Below are 23404 nucleotides of genomic sequence, written 5' to 3'. Positions count from 1 at the left end.
TATCAATGTTTAAATCGGCCGGTTGGAACTGGTTTAGCCAGCTTTATATTGCAATTGCCGGAATTGCGGTAATACCGGTTTACATTAAGTATTTTGGTGCCGAAGTATACGGGCTGATAGCATTTATGCTGACATTACAAATGCTGATGTCATTATTAGACGTGGGTTTTTCGGCATCGTTATCAAGAGAGGCCAGCCGATACCGCGCAGGAGCGAGCGAGCTTCGTTTTTTCCATTCTTTTTTGACTATTATCTTACGAGTGTTTCTGTGTAGTGGAATTGTGCTGGCGTTTAGCATCTTCTTTGCCGCTTTGTTTCTGGCTACCCAATGGCTTGAAGTCAATGAAATGGATTTAAACTTAGTCACCTATCTGCTTCAGATTAGTGCTCTGACAATTTTTTGTCGCTGGTTAGCCACATTTTTTCGTTCGGTATTGTTTGGCTATGAAGATATTATCTGGTTAGCTAAATTCACCACTGTCGTCGCGACCTTACGTTTTCTATTGGTAGTGCCACTTATCGTTTATTGGCAAATCGATGTTGAATTCTATTTTTATTATCAGTTCTTCGTGCAGTTATTTGAGTTGTTGGTTTTGGTTGGCCGCAAACATAAATTGCTGCCTGTTGCCAAAGATACTGTAACAATGTCATTGTTTGATGAAGCCTTTAAAGCTCCGGTAAAATTCACACTTGCTGCCGGTGGCGCCACTATACTTTGGGTACTCATTTCACAGGCTGACAAATTCTTCGCTTCAACATTTTTAAGCCTTGCTGATTATGGTTATTTTCATGTGGCAGTTATGGCGGCCGGCTTGATTACGCTAATCACCGCGCCGTTAGTTCAAGCTATGCAGCCCAGAGTGACAACTTTTCTGGCAACAGGTGATCTAGACTCCGCGTTAAATATCGTTCGGCAACTATTTGACTTTATGACGGTTATGTCAGTGTCTACTGTGCTTGTGGTGTACATTTTTGGTTTTAGCCTGTTGAGAGCCTGGTATGGTGAATCGGGTTTCGCTGAGCGTACATATCAGGTGTTTTTGATCTACAGTGCAGCTACCGCAGTCCTGGCAATTAATTCGTGTTCCTATATTCTTGATTATGCTGCGGGTAAAATCAGGCTGCGTAATTACTTTAGCCTAGCAATGTTGCTTCTGCTTTTGGTTGCTTATCCATTGAGCTTTTATTATTTCTCGTCTGTTGGTGCGGCGTTTGTATGGTTAGGTATTAATGTGCTGTATTTTATTGTCGCTCAGCCGCTACTCTTGTCCCAACACAGCTCTGCGCTGTATCCAAATCTTGTCCAACGTACAATACTGCCGCGCTTACTGCTATGTATATGTCTGACTGCTGCGTGTTTTGTACTGGATTTGCCAGCAGTGTTTCAATTGATTGAGAGTAGGATCGGCCTATTTGTAATGGCAGGGTTCAGTTGGATTATTCTGATTGTTATTTTTTTGTTGGCCAAAGCGGAGCCAAGGGCTTTTTTACTAAATAAATTAAGTGATTATTATGAGCGTACCTAAGATAAGCGTGTGTGTCGTAACTTATAACCAGGTTCACTATATTCGCAAGTGTGTTGAGAGTATTTTACAACAACAGGTCGATTGTGATTTTGAACTTATTGTTGCGGACGATTGCTCAACAGACGGCACCCGTGAAGTCCTGCTTGATTTGCAGCAGCACTATTCAGATCAGCTCAAGTTAGTGCTACACGAAAAAAATGTTGGGCCAATAAATAATTACTTTTCTGTACATAACCTGGCACAAGGCGAATACATCAGCCACCTTGACGGCGATGATTATGCGTTGCCAGGTAAACTTCAGGTGTTGAAAGACTTTTTAGATGAAAACGACGATTGCCAGATAGTTTGGCATCGTATGGTTATTTTGAATGAAAAAGGCGAGACTGCGGTCGGCATGCCGGTCCAACCTGTCGATGAACAATTGGGTATAAATAAGTTTTATCTAGCTGATTTAGCAAAATATTACGGTCTGACAGGTTGCCATTCAGGCAGTATGTATCGGAAATCTGCCAAAAAACTGACTGCTTATGATAAACCTACTATTGATTATTATATGACGCTGACTTTTGTCCAGAATGGCGGATACGCTGCTTATATTAATCAACCTTACGGAGTGTACCGCTTTTTTAAGCAAGATAAGACTTTAACCCGACAAAAAGGCAACATGTATGTCGGACTAGCCAAGCTTGATTTTATTGAGCGCATGCTATCGGAGAATGCGCCGGTGCGCAGGGAGTTTGCAGCTCAGCTTATTTTTGAAATTTTCACCCGGGCTTACTTACGTCATCCGCTTAAATGGCGGTTTTTTAAGCTGCTTTTAAAATGTCGGGCATTGCCCAGAATGCGGGATCTGCTAATCATATGGAAAGTGTTCAACGCCAGTCGCCACAGTAATCTTGTTGCTGCATTTGAACGTGGGTACTCAGGACAAATTTAAAAAGTAGAAGGAAAGCTAAACGTGTGCGGATTTGCAGGTATTCTGGCTGAACAACAAGCATTGGCGGTTAATACAGCCCTACTGCAGAAAATGGGCGATAGCATAGTGCATCGTGGGCCTGATGATCAGGGGATCTATACTTCGGCAGACAACAGCCTGGGATTTATTCATCGACGACTGGCTATTCTGGATTTGTCAGAAGCAGGCCATCAGCCAATGGCTTCAAACGATATGCGCTATGTTATCGCGTATAACGGCGAAATATATAACCATCTTGAGCTGAGGCGTGAACTGGAACAACAGTTTGACAGCCAGTGGCGAGGCCACTCTGATACCGAAACCCTGTTAGAGGGTATTAGGTGCTGGGGTATTGAGCCAACCGTATCACGTTGTGTCGGTATGTTTGCTTTTGCATTGTGGGATAACACAGAGCGTACTTTGACACTAGGACGTGACAGAGTGGGAGAGAAGCCACTCTATTATGGTTTTTGCAACGGCGTATTTTTATTCGGCTCTGAGCTTAAAGCATTAAAAGCCCACCCAGCTTTTGATAGCCGTATTAATATTGCTGCCGTGGCGCTGATGTTGCGGCATAAATATATACCGGCGCCACACACTATATATCAGCAGTTATTTAAACTATTACCAGGAAGCTTATTAACGCTGCAAGCTGATAAGCTTCAGCAAGGCGCAGATATAAAGCCGTACTGGAGTTTTACAACTGCTGCGGCAAAAGCAAGAAATAACCCGTTTAACGGTACAGAGCAAGAGGCATTGGACGCTGCAGAAAACCAGCTTAAACAGGCTGTCAGTGAACAAATGCTGGCCGATGTGCCGTTGGGCGCATTCTTATCTGGCGGTACCGACTCGTCTTTAATAGCAGCATTAATGCAAGCTCAGTCGACCAAACCGATACGCACTTTTACTGTAGGTTTTAACGTACCGGAATATAACGAAGCTGAGCATGCCAAAGCGGTAGCGGCGCATTTGGGTACTGATCATACTGAAATTTATGTTGGTGAAAAGGACGCGCTGAATGTAGTACCTAAGCTGGCTACTATGTATGACGAGCCCTTTGCTGACAGTTCGCAAATTCCGACTTACCTAATTGCTGCTGAAGCACGTAAGCATGTAACGGTTGCGTTGTCTGGTGACGCCGGAGATGAGCTATTTGGCGGTTACAGCCGTTATTTTGATTGTGTGCGTAAGGCTGATAAATTATCGGCACTGCCACAAGCATTTTTCTCCCTGCTGGGATGGTGCCAACCCTTGCTGAACGCTGATGTCTGGCAGCAGCTTGATCGTCTGACCGGGCAAACTCACCGCGGTCTTTTCTCCAATACCTGTGGCCGTGCTGCAGATCTCTCTCAATTAAATGATTTTTCGGCGTTATATCGTTATATGGTGTCAGATTGGAAGCATCCGTCAGACGTGCTAATGTCTGCTGCTGAGCCTACCACTTTACTTAACTGCAAAGTTTTAGCCGAGTCAGAAGAGCGCTTTAACTGGATGATGCTGGCGGATAGCCAAACCTATTTGGCCGATGATGTGCTGGTGAAGGTCGATCGAGCTGCTATGGCTGCGTCATTGGAAACACGGGTGCCAATGCTGGATCACCGCTTTATTGAACAGGCGCTGGCGTTGCCTCTGAACCTGAAAATTCGTGGTGGTACGGGTAAATGGGCACTAAAACAGATACTGTATAAATATGTACCCAAACCATTACTGGATAGGCCAAAAACTGGCTTTGGTGTGCCGGTAGACCATTGGCTCAGAGGTCCTTTACGTGACTGGGCTGAAGCCTTACTGGACGAGCATAAACTAAGCCAACAAGGTCTGTTTAACGTAGCCACGGTTAAAAAATACTGGCATGAACATTTAAGCGGTGGCCGTAACTGGCAGTATCCGCTGTGGAATCTGCTCATGTTCCAAAGCTGGCTGCAGGAGCAATAAGCGGTGAACTTTATTGCAAACAAGCAACATCTTAAAGTCGTGCTAACTGAGTGTTGGTCTCTATGCTAGTGTCTCCGCAAGCTGCAAACGTAAACCAGTTGCAAAAGTTTGCCTGTTTGCTGGTGGCTTTGCTTTATGCGGCTTTGCTGTGCAGCTTTCCGATGGAGGGCGTAATAGACAGAGCAAACTATCTGGAAATGGCGCGGGTGTCACCGCTTATCATGGCGCGGCATCTGGGACAGGGGTTGCATTCGCTGTTGGCCAATGAGCCGGTGTGGTTGGCACTTAATTCTGTGTTGGGTTTATTGTTTGACGATACCGTTGTTGTGCGCATTATTGTTTTTTTCAGCGCCTTTGTCGTGTCGTACTTGCTGCTGCTAAATAACCCAAAAAACTTCTTTTGGCTGATGTTAGTGCTGGTTTTTCCGCAGGTAATGAAAAATTTTGTTATCCACATCCGGCAGGGGCTGGCAATAGCGGTATTTTTGTTGGGTTGGTTTAGTGCTGGCAACAAAAAACGGTTATTTTTTATTGGCTTATCACCGTTTATACATTCCAGCTTTTTTATCATTATTGCCATAATGCTCGGTGGCTGGTTGCTGAAAAAGCTCAGAACTGCGCCGGACATCAAGCTGCTGCTGTATTTTTGTGTGTCTCTGTCTTTAGCGTTGCTGGTAGCGCAATTGGCCGCCATAGTCGGGGCAAGGCAAGCGACCACAACAGCGATTACAGCGGAAGCGGCTTCAGGTATTGGTTTTATATTCTGGACTATGATGCTGGTGCTAATGCTGCTGCAGGGCCGGCGCTTTTTGCATCAGTATACCGTTGCCAGTGGGGTATTAATTTTCTATCTGGCAGCCTACTTTTTTACCCCCATTGCTGGGCGGGTATTTGAAAGTGGTGTGCTGCTGGTGTTACTGGCTTTACTGGCCACCACGGGCTGGCGGCGCATTATTATGCTTACCACCATATTGGCATTTAATGCTGCGTTAATGCTGGTAAGTTATACCCAACCACTTATGGGCTTTGCTGAAAGTTAAGCACTTATATGGATACTATGCAGACAGACAATGACAACAGATAGCGAAAAACTTAAACCCCATAAGCAAAAATGCAGCCTGCTAATTTCGTCTCTTAGCGGTGGCGGGGCTGAGGGTGTGTGTGTCACTGTGGCTAATGGGTTGGCGGAGCTGGGCTGGCAGGTTGAGCTGGTGGTACTGCATTTAAACGATGCGGTGCATTTAGCCCGTGTTTCTGAGCAGGTTACACTGGTAAATCTTAATGTGTTACAGGCACGCTATGTGTTTAAACCGTTAAGGCAGTATCTGCGTATTGCAGCACCGGATAAAGTACTGGCGTTTAACTATGAGTTAACTATGGCTACCGTGTTAATACGTGGGCTTTATGGTTTTAAATTTGACTTAATTGCGAGAAATATCAACACTATATCGCGAAATATGCAGTCTTACGGACGTTCGGTTAAAGGCAGAATATTTAGTATTTTGTTAAAGTCGCTGTATAAAAAAGCCGACTTTGTTATTAACCAAAGCCAGGGTATGCAGCAGGATTTACTTGCGTGTATGCCGCAGTTTGCCGGCCGTTGCAGTGTTATTAATAACCCTGTGTCACCGATATATGAACACTTATCCGATGATTTTTTACTCAGTGATAAAGCCGCTGAACATTATATTTTATGTGTCGGCAGGCTGGAGCAACAAAAAGCGTTTCACCAGGCTATCTCTGCTTTTAGCGAAATAGCCGCCGAATTTCCTCTTCTCAGGCTTAAGTTTGTTGGTAAAGGCAGTTTAGAACAAGCATTACAGCTGCAAGCGCAGCAGTTGGGAATAGCTGACCGTGTCGATTTCGCCGGTTTTCATCAGCAGCTGCTGCCATTTTATAAAAATGCCCAACTTACATTATTAACATCGTTGTATGAAGGGTTTCCAAATGTGTTGGTCGAGTCTATTAGTTGTGGCACTGCGGTGGTATCGGTTGACTGCCCAAGTGGCCCGGCAGAGATTATTCAGCCAGGTATCAACGGAGTCTTGGTTCGTAAAGGCGAGTCGATAGCTCAGGCACTTCGTACGGTTTTGCAGCTACCGTGCTACACTGATGCGCTAAAAGTTAAAGCGACTGCTCAGCCTTTCACTCAGATAGCCATTTTGCGGCGCTATGAGCAGGTATTAAATAATGTTGATAACAGATAAAGCTCGTTTGGGGCATTTATGTCTAAACAAATTTATGGCTTAATTAAATCGCTTAGTACAGGTTCAGTTTTTTGTTAACTAGTTAACTAGCCATCTACGCTCCTCATATAACTAATATTTCAGGATATTGTTTGAAAGTTTGTCATGTAATTACATCTCTGGACATTGGTGGGGCTGAGCTTGTGCTTTACCGCCTGTTATCTGCGCAGCTTATTAATGCAGAAGACATATCTGTTATAACTTTGCGGCCTGAGGGTGTACTTGCGGCCAAGCTCAGAGAGGTTGGTTTTAAAGTGTATTCATTAAATGTCACTGGCCTTTTGTCGTTGATATTTGCTGTCATGAAACTCTCTAAATTGCTAAAAGTCATTAATCCTGACGTTGTACAAAGCTGGTTGTATCATGCTGACTTTATTACATCGTTGAGCTCGTTGTGGTTGAAAAACATTCGTTATGTTTGGGGTATTCATACTTGTCAGCTACCTAAAGGTAAGCCTGCAACCTGGCTGATTATGAAATGCTGCGCATTATTGTCTCACCGTGTACCAGATAAAATAGTGTGCGTGGCCCAGGCTGCACAGCAATTACATGTGCGTAGTGGTTATGCAGCGGATAAAATTACCGTTATCCCTAATGGGTTTGCGGTTTCTGAGTATGCTCCCGAACCAGGTTTACGGCAGGCATTACGCCGGGAGCTGCAATTGCCGTTGTCAGCTATCACTGTCGGAATAATAGCCCGGTGGCATGTTGATAAGGGCCAGGACATCATGCTTGAGGCAATTAAGCGTCTCCAGATAGCTAACCCAGAAGTCATATTTTTATTCGTTGGTAGAGGCTGTGATGCAGATAATAAGGAAATGGCGCGATTAATTAACGCTTGTCCGTATCCGGAGAAAATACTTGCTCTAGGTGAGCGCTCTGATATTCCAGCTTTGCTCAATGCTATTGATGTTTTTTGTATGCCGTCGCGCACTGAGGCATTTCCGCTGGCTTTAGGCGAGGCGATGTGCGCAGCTTTGCCTGTTGTGGCAACCAATGTTGGCGACGTAGAATATATGACAGGTAATTTAGTTACATTAGCAAATCCTGCTGACAGTGCGTCGTTGGCGGAGTGTTTGTCGAGTGTACTGGCTAACTCTGCAGAATATCGAGCACAGTTGGGGCGAAATTTACATAAACGGGTGTCGGAACACTTTTCTATAGATCAAATGGTTAAGCGTTATCAGCAATTGTACAGTAGTTTACAAAGCTGATTTTTAACGGTTAGCAATGCCCGTTGCAGTTATAAAGGAATTTTAATAATGTGTGGATTTGCCGGAGTCGTAGCACCCGACGGTAATCTGTTGTCGCAGCAACTAGTTGCCATGGCTGATGCTATTGCGCATCGCGGGCCGGATAGCGCGGGCTATTGGACCAATGAAGATAATACGGTGGGGCTGGCGCATCGCCGTCTGGCTATCGTGGATTTGTCAGAGGCTGGTCATCAGCCTATGGCTTCAGGTTCTGGCCGCTATATGATGGCCTACAACGGTGAAGTGTATAACCATCAGGCATTACGTAACGAGCTGGAGCAAATTAGTCCGCGGCAGTGGCGTGGCCATTCGGATACCGAAACGTTGTTAGCGGCGATAGAGCAGTGGGGCCTTAAGCTTACGTTGCAAAAAGCTACAGGTATGTTTGCGCTGGCGCTATGGGACAATCAGACAAAGCAGCTACAATTGGCCCGCGACCGTTTTGGCGAAAAACCATTGTATTATGGCTGGCAGCAGGGCTGTTTTCTGTTCGGTTCACAACTAAATGCGCTACGCGCGCATCCGGTATTTGCACCGGAAATTAACCGCAATGCTATAGCCTTATTGTTGCGTCATAACTATATACCGGCACCCTACTCAATTTATCAGCAAATCTATAAACTCTTACCTGGCACCATACTGACGCTCAACGCTGATCAGCAGCTGCACACTGAGAGCTATTGGTCGGTACGTGATGCGATGGCACAAGCTGAAGCTAACCCCGATGTTGCGCCAGCAGAACAGCAAATTGCCGCCTTAGAGCAGACGCTTAAGCAGGCAGTCGCCGGGCAGATGATGGCAGATGTGCCTTTGGGCGCTTTCTTATCCGGCGGCGTAGACTCGTCATTGATTGTCGCCTTGATGCAGGCGCAATCGTCAAAGCCCGTTAAGACGTTTTCAATTGGCTTTGATGATCCACGTTTTAACGAAGCTGAATTTGCCAAGGCAGTAGCAAAGCATTTGGGCACTGAGCACACTGAGCTTTATGTCACAGCAGATGACGCTCTGGCTGTAGTGCCTAAGCTGGCGGAAATATACGATGAACCGTTTTCCGATTCGTCACAAATACCTACTTATTTAGTATCTCAAATTGCCCGTCAGCACGTTACGGTGTCGCTATCAGGCGATGCCGGTGATGAATTATTTTGTGGTTACAATCGTTACCTGTTAACGGCCCGTCTGTGGCATAAACTCAACCGGGTGCCAGTGTTGTTGCGAAAAATGCTTGCAAGCGTGATGACAGCAATACCTGTCAAAGGCTGGAATGCTTTAGCTAAGGTGCTACCAGCGCGCGCTCAGTTAAGTAATTTAGGCGATAAGCTACATAAGGCTGCTGCCGTACTTGCTTGTCGAGATGCAGAGCAATTGTACCTTGGGCTGGTGTCACACTGGCAAAACCCTGAGCAGGTGGTATTGGATAGCAAAGAGCCTGCTACTGTGTTGACAGATGAACAGCGTAAAGCCGGTTTTGCCGACCCTATATTACAAATGATGGCGCAAGATACTTTGAGCTATTTACCGGATGATATTCTGGTAAAAGTCGATCGTGCTGCGATGGCAGTGTCATTGGAAACCCGGGTGCCGTTTCTGGATCATAGCGTGCTTGAGCATGCCTGGCGTTTACCTAAGTCGCTGAAACTAAAAGATGGTCAGTCTAAATGGTGTTTGCGGCAGATTTTGTACAAATATGTGCCGAAAGAGCTGATTGAACGGCCGAAAATGGGTTTTGCTGTACCTTTAGACGCCTGGTTACGTGGACCACTGCAACAATGGGCCGAAGCTTTGCTGGCAGAGCAGCGTTTAGCAAGCGAAGGCTTTTTCGATGTCGCTATCGTGCGTAATATGTGGCAGGAGCACTTGTCAGGCAAGCGCAACTGGCAGTATCAGCTGTGGGATATTCTGATGTTCCAGGCCTGGTACCAGAGATACCATTAATGCAGAAAAAGCTACTTTTTGTTGTCAACGTCGACTGGTTTTTTGTCTCGCACCGGCTACCTATTGCACTGGCCGCACAGCAGCAGGGTTATGAAGTGCATGTTGCCTGTTCATTTACCGATCAGACCGATTACCTGCGCCAGCTGGGTTTTATTTTACACCCGGTTGAATTGTCCCGTAGCGGTACCCGGCTTTGGTCAGAACTTGGATCTTTTGCCAGCCTTTTTAAGGTACTACGTCAGGTAAAGCCTGATATCGTGCATTTGGTGACGATAAAACCGGTACTGTATGGTGGCCTTGCCAGCCGTTTGCTGGGCATCCGCCAACGCGTAGCGTCGATTTCCGGGCTTGGTTACATCTTCATCGCCCGTGGTGTTAAGGCGTCAGTGTTACGGTTTTTTGTATCCTTGATGTACCGGCTAGCGCTACGTAGTGACAAAACCAAAGTTATTTTTCAAAACCCGGATGACCGGCAATTGTTGCTGGATATGGGCGCCATATCACCAGAGCAGGCCGTGATGATCCGCGGTTCTGGTGTCAACCTTAATCTGTATCAGGTACAGCCTGAGCCGGACGATACGCCGGTGGTGATGCTGGTAGCCAGACTTTTGATTGATAAAGGTGTGCTGGAGTTTGTCGACGCCGCCAGGCAGCTGCAGCAGAAAGGTGCTGCAGTGCGGATGGTATTGGTAGGCGATACCGATGATGGTAACCCGAAGTCTGTAAACAATGCCGATATTGAGCAGTGGGTACAGCAAGGAATTGTCGAACATTGGGGTTACCAGAAAGATATTAATAGCACGATGGCGCAGGCCAATATTATAGTGCTGCCGTCTTATCGTGAAGGCCTGCCAAAATGTTTAATTGAAGCTGCGGCCTGTGGCCGCGCAGTGATTACCACTGATGTGCCGGGCTGCCGGGACGCTATTACACCGAATGAAACCGGTTTGTTAGTGCCGGTGAAGGAGTCCGGCGGATTAGTCTCAGCGATCTTGCAGCTGGTGCAGAATCCGGCGCAGCGTAAACAGCTGGCCGTTGCTGGCCGGCAACTGGCAGAACAGGCGTTTGATATCAACCAGGTTGTCGCCAGGCATCTTAGTATCTATGCAGGCGATAAACCTTGTATGGTGTTTGTGGTGAATATTGCTAAGTTCTTTTTATCGCACTGGCTGCCTGAAGCACTGGAAGCAAAAGCACGCGGTTATGCTGTGCATGTTGCTACCATGCCGGGTGATGAGGTAAAGCAGATAGAGGCGCAAGGCCTGATTCATCATGTGATCCCGCTTAGCCGCAGCGGGAAAAACATTTTTTCAGAACTGCGTTCGTTTTTCAGCATGGTGCAGCTGTTTCGGCGTTTGCGGCCAGAGCTGGTGCATTTAATGACAATTAAGCCGGTAATATATGGTGGCTTAGCGGCTCGCATTACCCGGGTACCCAGTGTGTTAGCGGTAGTTACCGGCTTGGGTTATGTATTTATTCATCAGGGAATGCGAGCCTTTTTTGTCCGTTCTTTGGTGTCCAAGCTGTATAAAGCGGTATTTGCCCACCCCAATTTATTGGCGGTGTTTGAGAATGAATCCGATAAAGAAAACTTTTTAACTGATGGTATTGTCAGTGCGGCAAAATCGCGCGTTATTGACGGTGCTGGTGTTGAGTTGAGTTTATATCAGGCAAAACCGGAACCCGCTGAGCCGCTGATTTTTGTCTTTGCCGCCCGTTTATTAGTCGATAAAGGCTTCGGCGAGTATGTTGCAGCCGCTGCAAGGGTTAAACAGCAGTATCCGCAAACACGTTTTTGGGTGGCAGGTGATATTGATGAAGGTAACCCGGCATCAGTAACAAAGCAGCAGATCCAGCAGCTGTCATTACAGGATGGGGTCGAGTTTCTTGGCTTCAGAGAGGATATGCCAACAGTGTTTGCCCACAGCCATGTAGTGGTATTGCCGTCTTACCGCGAGGGTTTGCCTAAAGTGTTGATTGAAGCTGCCGCTTGCGGCCGGCCAGTGATTACTACCGATGTACCAGGCTGCCGCCATGCTGTAATCGCTGATGAAACGGCGCTGTTAGTGCCGGTTAAAAGTATCCCCGCTTTGGCAAACGCTATGATTACACTGATTGAACAGCCTGCACTTCGTCAACAGCTTGGTCAGGCCGGGCGTAAGCTGGCTGAGCAACGCTTTAGTATTGAGCAAACTGTGGCGGCGTATTTTAATTTGTATAACGAGCTTGGCAGAACACGACAATGATCCAACCAGAAAAGATTTTACTTACCGGTGCCACCGGTTTTGTCGGTCAGGCAGTATTAAAAGCTATCAGTGGTTTTGAGGTTATTAGCGTAGGGCGACGTGCGCCAGATAGGCAAAGCCGCTTTTTTCAGGCTGAACTGACTGATAATACAGATTTTCTGCCGGCGTTAACCGGAGTAACAGTGGTTATTCACGCTGCTGCCCGGGCGCATATTATGCACGACGAAGTTGTTGACCCATTGGCTGAATACCGCAATGTGAATGTGGCAGCGACGCTAAATCTGGCCAGACAGGCCGCTGCTGCCGGGGTGAAACGATTTATCTTTATCAGCTCAGTGAAAGTTAATGGAGAGCAAACCTTTGTTGGCCAACCTTTCACTGCCCAGCAACCACCAGAGCCACAGGATGCCTATGGCCTTTCTAAGGCAGAAGCGGAAGCGGGTTTAAAGCTAATCGCCGGGCAAAGCGGCATGGAGTTAGTTATTATTCGGCCGCCATTGGTTTATGGCCCCGGCGTAAAAGGTAATTTTGCTACTTTGCTTAAACTGGCGCAAAAAAACCTGCCATTACCACTTGGCGCTATAGTTAATAAACGTAGCCTGGTGGCGCTGGATAATCTGGTTGATTTAATTGTGACCTGTATAACGCACGCCAAAGCGGCCAATCAGACCTTTTTAGTCAGTGACGATAAAGATATCTCTACCACTGAACTACTGAAATTGCTTACCATAGCCGCCGGACATAAGCCCCGGTTGCTGCCGGTACCGGTTAACTGGTTACAATTTGCGGCAAAGCTAACCGGCAAGCAGGCGGTGATATCAAGGTTATGCGGTGATTTGCAGCTGGATATCAACCATACTAAGGCGACCTTAAGCTGGGTGCCGCCGCTGTCGGTTGAAGACGGGATTAAGCGTTGTTTCGCTGCGAAAGAATAAGAGTTTAGTTTAGAGGTTATATGTTAATTCGGCTGTTAGATATCCTGTTTTCGCTTTGTGGTTTGCTATTTGGTTTTCCGGTGTTGGTTATACTGACGCTGATTGGCCTATTTGATACTGGTTCACCGATTTTTCGCCAGCAGCGGGTGGGGCGTAATAAAAAGCCGTTTACGCTGGTTAAGTTTCGTACCATGCAGCCAGACACGGCCCATGTTGCCAGCCATTTGGCCAGTAGCAGTGCTATTACGCCATTTGGCGGTTTTTTACGTAAAACCAAGTTAGACGAGCTGCCACAATTGTGGAATGTACTGTGGGGCGACATGAGTTTAGTTGGCCCACGGCCGTGTTTGTTTAACCAGCACGAGTTAATTGCTGAACGTGAGCAGCGTGGTGTACTAAAAGCCCGCCCGGGTATTACCGGCCTGGCGCAGGTAAATGATATTGATATGTCAACGCCGGTATTACTGGCCGAAACCGATGCGAAAATGCTGCACAACCTGACGCTGGCGCATTACTTTAAGTATATTTTTATGACTGTAGCCGGAAAGGGTAGTGGGGATCGAATAACAAAGGATTAAAACAGGAGACAGGATGTCGACGTTATATATCAAACCTGAGTTTGTTCACCATGGTGCTGTTGATGGCGTGACGGGCTCTTGTCACGAATACCGCATTAGCGATGATTATGGCCTGTTGATCGATTGCGGCTTGTTTCAGGGGGCAGAAGTCTCTGACAGCGGCTCAGCGACAACGCCGCAAATACAGTTTGCTATCAGCCATATTCAGGCACTTATTGTTACCCATGTACATATCGACCATGTTGGCCGGCTACCTTACCTGCTAGCCGCCGGTTTTAACGGGCCGGTATATTGCACACAAGCATCGGCTGTGCTGCTGCCGCTGGTAATAGAAGATGCAGTAAAAATGGGCATTAGCCGTGATGAAAAACTGGTGCGGGCTGTGCTTAATAAATTGCGCCGCCAGCTGGTGCCTTGCGTTTTTAACCGGTGGATAGCCTTACCGGCACTCCTTGGCGCTAAGCCGATGCTGCGTTTTCAGCCTGCCGGTCATATCCTCGGCTCGGCCTATGTTGAGTTACGTCATAATACGCCGACAAAAGCGGGTTATAAGACGGTATTTTCCGGTGATTTAGGCGCACCCTATGCGCCGCTGCTGCCAGCGCCCAAACCACCTTATGCCGCTGATGAAGTGGTAATAGAAAGCACCTACGGTGATAGAGTGCACGACAACCGCCGGGAGCGGATTAAGCGACTGGAGCAGGTATTACTGCATGCCTTGCAGGATAACGGCACTGTGTTGTTTCCGGCCTTCAGCATTGGCCGTACCCAGGAGCTGCTGTATGAACTTGAAGCTATCGTCCATCGCTTGCGCGGGCAACATATTCACCGCACGCTGCGCTGGGATCAACTGCAAATTATTGTTGATTCGCCACTGGCCGCACGCTTCACTGAAACTTACAATGCGCTGCAGCCTTTTTGGGATAACGAAGCAAAATCCCGGCTGAAACAGGGACGGCATCCATTGAGTTTTAGCCAGCTACATACTGTTGACAGCCATGCGCAACATACAGATTTGGTGCAATTTTTAGCCCGAACCAGGCAACCGGCTATCGTCATCGCCGCCAGTGGTATGTGTGAAGGTGGCCGGGTAGTGAATTATTTAAAAGCGCTGTTGGGTGACAGGGCGCATCAGGTGGTGTTTGTCGGTTATCAGGCGCGAGGCACCCTGGGGGCAGCAATTCAGCGCTATGGCCCTGGTAACGGTTATGTTGATATTGACGGCGAGCGCATGAGCATAGCAGCAGAAATTATTACGTTAAGCGGCTATTCAGCCCAAGCTGATAAAACAGGCTTATTTAACTTTGTAGCCCGCATGCAGCGCAAACCAAAGCAGGTGCGCATAGTGCATGGAGACAAAGACGCAAAACAAGCGCTGCAGGCTGCTTTTTTGTCAGCCGGTATTAATGCTATGATTGCCAGCTGAGTTGTGCTTATTCCGGAAACAGAAAGCCGTCGTTTTTAATTAATCTTGAGTGTGTAGTGCTAAATGTATAGTGTTTGCTTCTTAACTCAACATGCAACACTTAGCAGACCAAAGTCGGGACTGGAACAACATGCAAAATAATAATAAGGTTTATAAGGCCGTTATTCCTGTTGCGGGTTTGGGTACTCGCATGCTGCCGGCAACTAAGGCAATACCAAAAGAAATGCTGCCAGTGGCAGATAAGCCACTTATTCAGTATGTGGTTAATGAGTGCATTGCCGCCGGTATTAAACAAATTGTGCTGGTAACCCATTCGTCAAAAAACTCAATTGAAAACCACTTCGATAAGAGCTTCGAGCTCGAGTCCATGCTGGAAAAGCGGGTAAAACGCCAGCTACTGGATGAAGTGCAGGCTATTTGCCCAAAAGACGTCACTATTATGCACGTTCGTCAGGGCGAGGCCAAAGGCCTGGGTCACGCTGTGCTGTGTGCTTTACCCCTGGTAGGCGAAGCGCCATTTTGTGTGGTACTGCCGGATGTTTTAATTGATGGGTATGACAGCGATCTGACGCAGGATAACCTAGCTGAAATGGTACGAATGTATCATCAAAGTGGCGTCAGCCAGGTGATGGTAGAAGCCGTACCACAACAGCAGGTACATAACTATGGTGTGGTGGATATTAGCGGAAAAACTATGCAACCGGGAGATTCTGCACCGATGTCGGCCATAGTGGAAAAGCCCGACGCTGAGCACGCGCCGTCCAACCTTGCTGTGGTAGGCCGTTATGTGTTCAGCTCACAGATTTGGCGCTGCCTTAAGCGCACACCTATAGGTGCCGGTGATGAGATCCAACTGACCGATGCCATAGCATTGCTAATGGAAGCTGAACAAGTCAACGCCTACCAGATTAAAGGCCGTAGTCATGATTGCGGCAGTAAGCTGGGTTATATGCAGGCATTTGTTGAATATGGGTTAAGAGATAAGCAGTTAGGGGCAGAATTTCGTAAATGCCTTAATGCTATTATGCAAAAACAATAAAAGCGCCGGTTTTAGCCATAGTGCTTATAGCAGGCAGTGCTATAATCGCTGGGTTTTATGCGCACAAGCCGGTGTAATGCCGGCAGGCAAGTGGAGTTTCAAATGCTAACCTGGATGCTGGGGTTACCCCGTTCCGTTAAACGTTTATTGTCAGTGTTTGCTGATATTGGCTTTTTAATAAGTTCGTTATTTGCTGCTTTTTTTCTTACCCAGCAGAACGGCCAAACTGACATTTCGCAAATTGCCATCTCTTTCGCTATCACCTTACCTATCACACTGCTTATTTTTACCAAGCTGGGGTTGTACCGCGCCGTTATCCGCTACATTGGCCAGCACGCACTGGGTGCTGTACTTACCGGTATAGTTAGCAGTGCCTTTGTATTAATGCTGCTGTTCAGTATTACCGGGGTGCATGACAAAGGTAATCTGATATTTGTATATGCAGTGCTGGCTATGTTGACCTCTGGCGGGTTACGCCTGTTAGCCCGGATGTTTTTGGGCCAGCGCAATAATGGCCACAAAGAGCGGGTATTAATATATGGCGCCGGCTCATCGGGCCGCCAGTTGGCACAGGCGCTAATGAATGGCGAACAGTACAACCCTGTGGTATTTGTTGATGATGATACGACGCTGCAGCGCTCTACTATTCTGGGTATTCCGGTGGGTGCCCCCAGCCAAATCAGCAGTCAGATTAAAGCTTTTAATATCAGCCGTATTTTACTGGCGGTACCCTCTGCCAGCCGGGCACGGCGGCGCGAAGTACTAGACACGCTGGAAGAGCTGCCAATACCGGTACAGTCGGTGCCTGGTATGAGTGATTTGGTTAGCGGCACCATGCGTATCGACGAGCTGCAGGACGTTAAAATTGAAGATTTACTCGGCCGCGACCCGGTTAACCCGTCTGATCGGCTAATTAAAGCTAATACCCAGGACAAAGTGGTCATGGTAACCGGGGCCGGTGGTTCTATCGGCTCAGAATTGTGCCGGCAAATAGTTATCTGCCAGCCAAAAGCACTGGTGCTGTTTGAATTGTCTGAATTTGCCCTGTACAACATAGAGCAGGAACTAAAAGCGCTGGTTGCTCAACGCAGCCCGCATACCCGTATAGTGCCGGTTCTGGGTTCGGCGCAGGATTTAAACCGGCTGCAATCGGTAATGGCCAGTTTTAACGTTACCACTGTTTATCATGCTGCGGCCTATAAACATGTACCCCTGGTTGAATTTAACGTCGCTGAAGGCGTACGTAATAACGTATTTGGCACCTGGCATGCGGCAGAGGCGGCTATTAATGCCGGAGTTGACACCTTTGTGTTAATTTCTACTGACAAGGCTGTGCGGCCGACCAATATCATGGGTGCCAGTAAGCGCCTGGCTGAATTAGTGCTGCAAGCTTTGTCACTGCGCCAAAGTGGCACCCGCTTTTGCATGGTGCGTTTTGGTAATGTGCTGGGTTCCAGTGGCTCGGTGGTGCCGCTGTTTCGTGAGCAAATCCGCCGTGGTGGCCCGGTAACGGTTACCCACAAAGATATAATCCGCTATTTTATGACCATACCCGAAGCCGCGCAGTTGGTGATCCAGGCCGGCGCTATGGGCAAGGGCGGTGATGTGTTTGTGTTGGATATGGGCGAGCCGGTAAAAATTGCCGACCTCGCCAGGCGAATGATCCACCTGATGGGGCTGGAAGTAAAAGACGACATTCACCCCAACGGTGATATCGAAATTCATTTTACCGGGTTAAGGCCTGGTGAAAAACTGTACGAAGAATTGCTGATTGGTGGCGAAGAGTTGCCAACAGAACATCCGCGTATTATGAAAGCTAATGAGTCGGCACTTGATTGGCCACAAATGCTGCAGCTATTGCAAGCGATGCACAGTGCCTGTGATGCTTACGATATCAATACAATTCGTGATTTGCTGTTAAACAGCCATATTGCTTTTGCGCCATCCGATGAAAACTGTGATCTGGTGGATAATCAAAGAGAGCCTTTGCTAAGCGGTAAACTAAAAAATATCAGAGTAGTTTGATACAGTTTAGTAATTAATCGGAAGATTTATTAATCATAGTTCGTGCATACAGAACTTTAATCAGAACTAATATATGCCGCCAGCGAGCTAGTTTTAACAGTCGGAATAAATTTTTTTCCCCTGCGTATAAAGCACAGAAAAATTTTTGACTGTTTAACTGCTCTGGCGTAAAAACATTGCGGTACTTTTCTATCAATTGATTGTGGCCTCGCAATCTTTTATCAAATTGCGAGATCCTTGGCGAATCATGCTCCTGGTGAACAATATAATTGACCAGCGCTAATCGATATCCGATGCCGAATTTTAAGATCAATCTTATCCAAACATCGTAGTCCTGGCAGGCTTCTAAAACAGGATCAAAACCCGATATCTGCTGTAAATAGTCAGTTCGCGTGAATACTTGATTGCCAATATCGTTGACGTGTAATACACGAGCAGCATCAATTTGCATAGCTCGCCGCCCACTTTGAATAGCAGAACCGCCTCGTAAGATAAAACAATATCCTGTGCATAGGAGTGATGGTTGGCTGAATTTAAACCACTGTGACACAAATGCAGTAATACGGCCGCTGGTAAACTCGTCGTCGTCATCAAGACCCGTGATAAATTGGCCTCGGGCGCTATTTATGGCTAAATTGCGAGCTGCACAAGCGCCGCTTGCTTTGCTCTGCCGCAACAATAATACGTTGCTGTAATTGCTACACAGTTCAGCAACTTTAGCGAAGTTTTCCTCCGTCGACCCATCATCTACTACAATAATTTCAATATTGCTGTAATCTTGTTCTACTGCACTGACTAACGCTCGGGCTAACATTTGCGGGCGATTGTGCGTCGGTATATATATGGTAACCAGAGGATTAAGCACTGTTACGCCTCCGTTTTAACCAATCTAAGATGGTTTTAGGTGCAATGGATATGCAATAACCGGCGATACTTTGCAGCGGATGATGCCGCCAAAGCATTGCAGAATAGCAGAGCGCCAGGTTGCGTTGTCCAAGCAAGGCTGCACCGGCTATATGTAAAAGAGTGTTGTGCCTGACAAAGTCAGACATCATTGCAATTTGATCTTTAGATACGTTTTTCTGCCAATCGTCACTGGACAAAAAGTACTGCAAATGACAGGCTGGCTCAGCTTTTAGCCGGTGATGCGTTCGGTTTTCTGCATCCCGGTGCACGGTTGCTGACACGATATGACAGTGCGCTACGGCACCGAGCAAAGACATACAAAGGATAAGCTGCAAGTCTTCACCAACTTTCTTGCCCTCAGGAAAACCGCCGCAAGCAAAAAACAGGCTTTTATTTACTGCCATACAAGAGGGATGAATAAGAGTTCTGTCGCGTTTGAAGTCAGTTAAAAAAGTTGACAACTCACCAACAGCGCCGTCAGCTAATAAACCTTTAGGTGTAAAAATCTGGCCTGCTTCATTGGCAATATTAAAACGACAGCTAAAAAGTGCGGCATCCGGGTACAAACTTATAAGCTCAATTATTCGATGTAAAAACTCGGGATGGTAGCAATCGTCGGCATCCAGGAAAGCAACATAATTACTTTGAGCCACCGAAACACCTTTATTTCTGGCAACTGAGACTCCTTGATTTAACTGGTTAATCAGCTTAATACGGGGCTCAATAAGCTCATTTATTACTTGAATGCTGCCATCAGTCGAGCCATCATTTACTACTATAAGTTCGAAGTCAGTAAACGTTTGCTGCAAAACAGACTCAATTGCGCGTGCTATAGAGTTAACTTTGTTGAAAAGTGGAATGACAATACTTATTGCTGGCATAAACAAGTTCGGCTTTTTTGCCGAGTATACCAACTCAGATACATTTTTTCACCGCAAACATATTAGGCGTTTAATGTATGCTTTTGTCAAAGTTTAGAAAGCTGCCGGATAAAGAAATAAACAACTTCTCATTACAAATATTGCAACTATTTTGCTGTTGCAACGTCTGATGCAGCTGTCACAGCCTTGTCCATATCAGGGCCATACGGTAAGATGCCTCAGCATTGTAATTACTCAGTTTACAACACAGGATCACAGATGAAGGTTATACAAACTCGCGGTTTTACGTTGATAGAGCTGCTAATTGTTATTGTAATAGTTGGGTTACTCGCTTCACTGGTAGCCCCGGAAATGTTCTCAAAGGTTGACTCTTCCAGAATTAAGACAGCTAAAGCACAAATGGAGTTGCTAGAAACGTCACTGAACACCTATCGTTTAGATTTGGGGAATTATCCTGACAGCCTTGATTTATTGCTAAAAAGTGAAAACAAAAACTGGGATGGGCCGTATTTACCCAAAGATATTCCAGCTGATCCTTGGGGAAATCCCTATGTTTACAGCAATAAAAGTGAAACGGGGATAAGTTTCAGTCTAATGTCTTATGGTCGTGATGGCCGTCCTGGTGGTGAAGGTGACGATGCGGATATTGTTCACAAATGAGTAAACTGCCTCAGTTGTTGCAAGACAGCTTTGCCGTAGGCACTGCCGATATAGAAAAAGCCACTGCTTACCAACGTAAGTATGGTGGACAGCTGGAACAAATTTTGATCAGTATGGGCAGTTTATCTTCAGAGATTTTGCCTGACTTATATGCCAGACTACTGAACTTACCAACCTACACCGATAAAGATGTCGATCAATGGGAGCTACCGGTTCAGGCCCGTACGTTCCCGTTAGACCAATTGATTGAGAAAGGATGGTTACCTTTTTCAGTCAGTGACAGCGGGTGGTGTTTCGTCACTATATCGCCGCTGAATAAAGACGCACAGGAAATAGTATTTGCTCTGGGAGTTAACTGTTCGCTAGTAATGGTTGGCAATGACTTATTTAATAAGTTAGTTGTTATAGCCCGGCAGAATGACGATGGTGTAGTAAATGGCGAACTAACTTCGGTTGAAGAGGCTCGATTACGTGAGCTGGCATCAGAAGCGCCGACGGTTAATCTGCTCAATGCTTTAATCACCCGAGCCTTAAGACAGCGAGCCTCTGATATGCATTTAGAGCCATCAAATGGTAAGGGGAGAGTCCGATTTCGTATCGATGGTGTCTTGCAGGACATCGACACTATTCCGCCGGCCTTGGTATTGCCGGTGATCACCCGGTTAAAAATCCTGAGTAATATGGATATAGCCGAAAAACGCCGGCCGCAGGATGGCAAAATTGAAATGCGTATCGGAGGCATCGATTTGGATATCCGGGTGTCGGCGCTGCCGCTTAACGATGGCGAGAGCGTAGTGATGCGTTTTTTACGGAAAGACGCTATCCGCTACGATATGGCCGTATTAGGTATTGCGCCTGATATTGAACAAAAAATATTGCAAGACATTCAGACGACTGCTGGTGTAATACTGTTAACCGGCCCTACTGGTTCGGGTAAAACCACTAGCCTCTACACGTTTTTAAATAAGTTAAATACACCAGACGTAAAAATTATTACGCTGGAAGATCCGGTAGAGTATCAGCTAGACGGTATTAATCAGGTTCAGGTGCAAGCCGATATTGGTTTTGATTTCGCAGCCGGTCTGCGCAGTATAGTGCGACAAGACCCTGACATTATTATGCTGGGTGAAATACGAGATAAAGAAACTGCAGCCATCGCTATGCAATCTGCGCTGACCGGCCATTTAGTGTTCTCAACAGTGCACACTAATGATGCGCCAAGTGCTTATACCCGATTATTAGATCTGGGTGTTGAAGAGTTTTTGCTCAATGCTGCACTGGTATCTATCGTTGCGCAACGTCTTGTTCGGCGCCTGTGTGAGCACTGTGCTGCGCCTGCGCTTGATGCCGCGGAACTTACCGAACGGTATCAGCTGCAACACTACGCTGATGAGTTAAATAGCGGCAAACTTCATTTGTGTCAGGCGGTTGGTTGCGAGCACTGCAATCATTCCGGTTATAAGGGCCGTGTCGCTATTATTGAATATTTGCGTTGTAATGATGTGATTAAAGCCATCCCTAAGGATCAAAACTTTATTCAACTAGCGCGTAAAGCGAATAAAAGCCAGCAGGGCCGCACTCTGCTTGAAGATGGATTGCTTAAAGCTATGCAAGGTACAACAACTATCGCTGAAGTACTGAGGGTAGCAGGTTAATGCCACAGTTTGAATATAGCGGTTTCGATAAATCGGGTGCTCGGGTTAGCGGCACTGTTGAGGCACCAACGCTACAGCATGCACAGCTGCAACTTAAACAACAAGGTCTATTACTCAAGTCCGTCAAAGAAGAGCAACTTAACCAGCAAAATGATATTTTTAGTCGCGACAAAGTTGGAATTGCAGATATTGAGTTTCTTACTGCTGAATTGTCATTATTACTCGATTCCGGTTTAAAAATAGACAAAGGCATTGAATTGTTAAAGTCGGCGAATAAAAAGCCGGCCCTAGCAAGGTTGCTAAACAAAATTAGCGCAGAGTTGCGCAGCGGAAAGCAATTGTCTCAGGTACTCGCGGTTTTTCCTGACTACTTTGACGCCTTATATGTCAATTTAGTCAGCATAGGTGAAAAAACCGGTAAGCTGGCCGATATTTTTCGTCAGCTCGCCACAGAGCTGGCATTTAAACGTGATCTGCAGAAAAAAATCTCCCAGGCGCTTACTTACCCTATGGTGATATTGTTTGTTTGCATAGCATCGGTGTTATTTATTTTTAATTATGTCGTGCCCAATATGGCCACTATGTTTGAACGCCAGCAAGATTTGCCTTTTTACACTACCATGCTGCTAAGTGCATCAGCCTGGTTACAGCAGTACCAATTGATCTTGTTTATTGTGTTATTGCTGGCTGGAGTTGCAGTACTGCAAGGCCGTAAGCATCCTGGGTTTCAGCAGCGCTGGCAATGGCTAGCTATCCGTTTGCCAGCGGTATCCTCAGCTATTTTGTTGGTAGAGCGCATTCGTTTTAACAGTGGTCTTGCAATGATGTTACAGGCCGGCGTAGCCGTAGATCAGGCGCTGGATCTGGCTAACGGCAATATTAAGCAAGCAGAGCTGCGAGCAGAAATGCAAATAGCGATTAGCAAGATAAAGCGCGGTGATCAGATGTCTGCTGCGTTACGGCAAACCCGTCTGTTTCCGGACTTTTTTGCTTCTTTACTCAGCGTCGGCGAAGAAAGTGGCGAGCTGGCGAGAATTTTCCAGGAAATTGCCCAGCGTAGTCAACGGCAGTTTACTGACTGGGTAACCCGTTTTACCAGTTTACTGGAGCCGCTGTTGATCCTGGTTATGGGCGGTATTGTCGGCGGTGTGGTGGTAATTATGATGCTAAGTATTACCTCTGCTACCGATGTAGGTTTGTAAT

Annotated in this window: 18 protein-coding genes; 16 read left to right on the top strand and 2 right to left on the bottom strand. The window is 46.6% G+C overall.

What is annotated here, in order from left to right; all coding sequences use genetic code 11:
* Positions 1 to 5 precede the first annotated feature (5 nt).
* The 13 genes from MN202_RS01260 (at position 6) to MN202_RS01200 (ending at position 18099) form a co-directional block, all read left to right on the top strand.
* The gene (locus tag MN202_RS01260) at positions 6 to 1526 is read left to right on the top strand and encodes a lipopolysaccharide biosynthesis protein (RefSeq protein WP_335734268.1); all 1521 of its coding nucleotides are present in this window, start codon (positions 6 to 8) and stop codon (positions 1524 to 1526) included.
* On the top strand, positions 1513 to 2463 hold the full coding sequence (locus MN202_RS01255) for a glycosyltransferase (RefSeq protein ID WP_335734267.1): 951 nt from the start codon (positions 1513 to 1515) through the stop codon (positions 2461 to 2463). Before MN202_RS01260 ends, MN202_RS01255 begins: the two co-directional genes overlap by 14 nt.
* A gap of 21 nt (positions 2464 to 2484) precedes the next feature.
* Positions 2485 to 4416, top strand: coding sequence for an asparagine synthase (glutamine-hydrolyzing) (asnB, locus tag MN202_RS01250; RefSeq protein WP_335734266.1), 1932 nt, complete (start codon positions 2485 to 2487; stop codon positions 4414 to 4416).
* Between the two features lie 62 nt (positions 4417 to 4478).
* On the top strand, positions 4479 to 5456 hold the full coding sequence (locus MN202_RS01245; RefSeq protein WP_335734265.1) for an EpsG family protein: 978 nt from the start codon (positions 4479 to 4481) through the stop codon (positions 5454 to 5456).
* Positions 5457 to 5486: 30 nt separating this feature from the next.
* Positions 5487 to 6623: a glycosyltransferase gene (locus MN202_RS01240; RefSeq protein WP_335734264.1), complete on the top strand. Its 1137-nt coding sequence runs from the start codon at positions 5487 to 5489 to the stop codon at positions 6621 to 6623.
* Between the two features lie 131 nt (positions 6624 to 6754).
* On the top strand, positions 6755 to 7876 hold the full coding sequence (locus tag MN202_RS01235) for a glycosyltransferase family 4 protein (protein ID WP_335734263.1): 1122 nt from the start codon (positions 6755 to 6757) through the stop codon (positions 7874 to 7876).
* A 48-nt stretch (positions 7877 to 7924) separates the two neighbouring features.
* Entirely contained in the window at positions 7925 to 9850 is a 1926-nt protein-coding gene (asnB, locus tag MN202_RS01230) for an asparagine synthase (glutamine-hydrolyzing) (RefSeq protein WP_335734262.1), read from the top strand.
* Entirely contained in the window at positions 9850 to 12096 is a 2247-nt protein-coding gene (locus MN202_RS01225) for a glycosyltransferase family 4 protein (protein WP_335734261.1), read from the top strand. The genes asnB (MN202_RS01230) and MN202_RS01225 overlap by 1 nt, the downstream gene beginning before the upstream one ends.
* Positions 12093 to 13031: a UDP-glucose 4-epimerase family protein gene (locus tag MN202_RS01220; RefSeq protein ID WP_335734260.1), complete on the top strand. Its 939-nt coding sequence runs from the start codon at positions 12093 to 12095 to the stop codon at positions 13029 to 13031. Before MN202_RS01225 ends, MN202_RS01220 begins: the two co-directional genes overlap by 4 nt.
* 20 nt (positions 13032 to 13051) lie before the next feature.
* Positions 13052 to 13609 carry a sugar transferase gene (locus MN202_RS01215; RefSeq protein WP_335734259.1) on the top strand — a complete coding sequence of 186 codons (558 nt, stop codon included), beginning with the start codon at positions 13052 to 13054 and terminating at the stop codon, positions 13607 to 13609.
* Between the two features lie 13 nt (positions 13610 to 13622).
* Complete coding sequence (locus tag MN202_RS01210; RefSeq protein WP_335734258.1) at positions 13623 to 15035, top strand: MBL fold metallo-hydrolase; 1413 nt, start codon at positions 13623 to 13625, stop codon at positions 15033 to 15035.
* Between the two features lie 130 nt (positions 15036 to 15165).
* Positions 15166 to 16074 carry a UTP--glucose-1-phosphate uridylyltransferase GalU gene (gene galU, locus MN202_RS01205; protein WP_335734257.1) on the top strand — a complete coding sequence of 303 codons (909 nt, stop codon included), beginning with the start codon at positions 15166 to 15168 and terminating at the stop codon, positions 16072 to 16074.
* A gap of 102 nt (positions 16075 to 16176) precedes the next feature.
* Positions 16177 to 18099 (top strand): polysaccharide biosynthesis protein, encoded by a 1923-nt coding sequence (locus MN202_RS01200; RefSeq protein WP_335734256.1) that lies wholly within the window; start codon positions 16177 to 16179, stop codon positions 18097 to 18099.
* A 13-nt stretch (positions 18100 to 18112) separates the two neighbouring features.
* Here MN202_RS01200 and MN202_RS01195 read toward each other — a convergent pair whose 3' ends face one another.
* The gene (locus MN202_RS01195) at positions 18113 to 18964 is read right to left on the bottom strand and encodes a glycosyltransferase (protein ID WP_335734255.1); all 852 of its coding nucleotides are present in this window, start codon (positions 18962 to 18964) and stop codon (positions 18113 to 18115) included.
* Positions 18957 to 19886 (bottom strand): glycosyltransferase family 2 protein, encoded by a 930-nt coding sequence (locus MN202_RS01190; protein ID WP_335734254.1) that lies wholly within the window; start codon positions 19884 to 19886, stop codon positions 18957 to 18959. The genes MN202_RS01195 and MN202_RS01190 overlap by 8 nt, the downstream gene beginning before the upstream one ends.
* 258 nt (positions 19887 to 20144) lie before the next feature.
* Here MN202_RS01190 and gspG point away from each other — a divergent pair, with 258 nt between their 5' ends.
* Genes gspG through MN202_RS01175 form a run of 3 tightly spaced genes read left to right on the top strand, consistent with a single transcriptional unit; the run spans position 20145 to position 23403 of the window.
* Positions 20145 to 20546, top strand: coding sequence for a type II secretion system major pseudopilin GspG (gene gspG / locus MN202_RS01185; RefSeq protein WP_335734253.1), 402 nt, complete (start codon positions 20145 to 20147; stop codon positions 20544 to 20546).
* Positions 20543 to 22201: a GspE/PulE family protein gene (locus MN202_RS01180; protein ID WP_335734252.1), complete on the top strand. Its 1659-nt coding sequence runs from the start codon at positions 20543 to 20545 to the stop codon at positions 22199 to 22201. Before gspG ends, MN202_RS01180 begins: the two co-directional genes overlap by 4 nt.
* Positions 22201 to 23403 carry a type II secretion system F family protein gene (locus MN202_RS01175; RefSeq protein WP_335734251.1) on the top strand — a complete coding sequence of 401 codons (1203 nt, stop codon included), beginning with the start codon at positions 22201 to 22203 and terminating at the stop codon, positions 23401 to 23403. The genes MN202_RS01180 and MN202_RS01175 overlap by 1 nt, the downstream gene beginning before the upstream one ends.
* The last annotated feature ends 1 nt before the right edge of the window (position 23404 follow it).

The sequence above is a fragment of the Rheinheimera muenzenbergensis genome (assembly GCF_036984005.1).
Classification (GTDB): domain Bacteria; phylum Pseudomonadota; class Gammaproteobacteria; order Enterobacterales; family Alteromonadaceae; genus Alishewanella; species Alishewanella muenzenbergensis.
This window is presented reverse-complemented; position numbering and strand designations above follow the sequence as displayed.

Bases quoted from the DNA above. Each gene is read 5' to 3' on its own strand.
- MN202_RS01190 (WP_335734254.1), bottom strand. From the start codon at position 19,886: ATGCCAGCAATAAGTATTGTCATTCCACTTTTCAACAAAGTTAACTCT.
- asnB (WP_335734262.1), top strand. From the start codon at position 7,925: ATGTGTGGATTTGCCGGAGTCGTAGCACCCGACGGTAATCTGTTGTCG.
- MN202_RS01255 (WP_335734267.1), top strand. From the start codon at position 1,513: ATGAGCGTACCTAAGATAAGCGTGTGTGTCGTAACTTATAACCAGGTT.
- MN202_RS01260 (WP_335734268.1), top strand. From the start codon at position 6: ATGTTTAAATCGGCCGGTTGGAACTGGTTTAGCCAGCTTTATATTGCA.
- MN202_RS01180 (WP_335734252.1), top strand. From the start codon at position 20,543: ATGAGTAAACTGCCTCAGTTGTTGCAAGACAGCTTTGCCGTAGGCACT.
- MN202_RS01200 (WP_335734256.1), top strand. From the start codon at position 16,177: ATGCTAACCTGGATGCTGGGGTTACCCCGTTCCGTTAAACGTTTATTG.
- MN202_RS01210 (WP_335734258.1), top strand. From the start codon at position 13,623: ATGTCGACGTTATATATCAAACCTGAGTTTGTTCACCATGGTGCTGTT.
- MN202_RS01215 (WP_335734259.1), top strand. From the start codon at position 13,052: ATGTTAATTCGGCTGTTAGATATCCTGTTTTCGCTTTGTGGTTTGCTA.
- MN202_RS01225 (WP_335734261.1), top strand. From the start codon at position 9,850: ATGCAGAAAAAGCTACTTTTTGTTGTCAACGTCGACTGGTTTTTTGTC.
- MN202_RS01220 (WP_335734260.1), top strand. From the start codon at position 12,093: ATGATCCAACCAGAAAAGATTTTACTTACCGGTGCCACCGGTTTTGTC.
- galU (WP_335734257.1), top strand. From the start codon at position 15,166: ATGCAAAATAATAATAAGGTTTATAAGGCCGTTATTCCTGTTGCGGGT.
- MN202_RS01175 (WP_335734251.1), top strand. From the start codon at position 22,201: ATGCCACAGTTTGAATATAGCGGTTTCGATAAATCGGGTGCTCGGGTT.
- MN202_RS01240 (WP_335734264.1), top strand. From the start codon at position 5,487: ATGACAACAGATAGCGAAAAACTTAAACCCCATAAGCAAAAATGCAGC.
- MN202_RS01245 (WP_335734265.1), top strand. From the start codon at position 4,479: ATGCTAGTGTCTCCGCAAGCTGCAAACGTAAACCAGTTGCAAAAGTTT.
- gspG (WP_335734253.1), top strand. From the start codon at position 20,145: ATGAAGGTTATACAAACTCGCGGTTTTACGTTGATAGAGCTGCTAATT.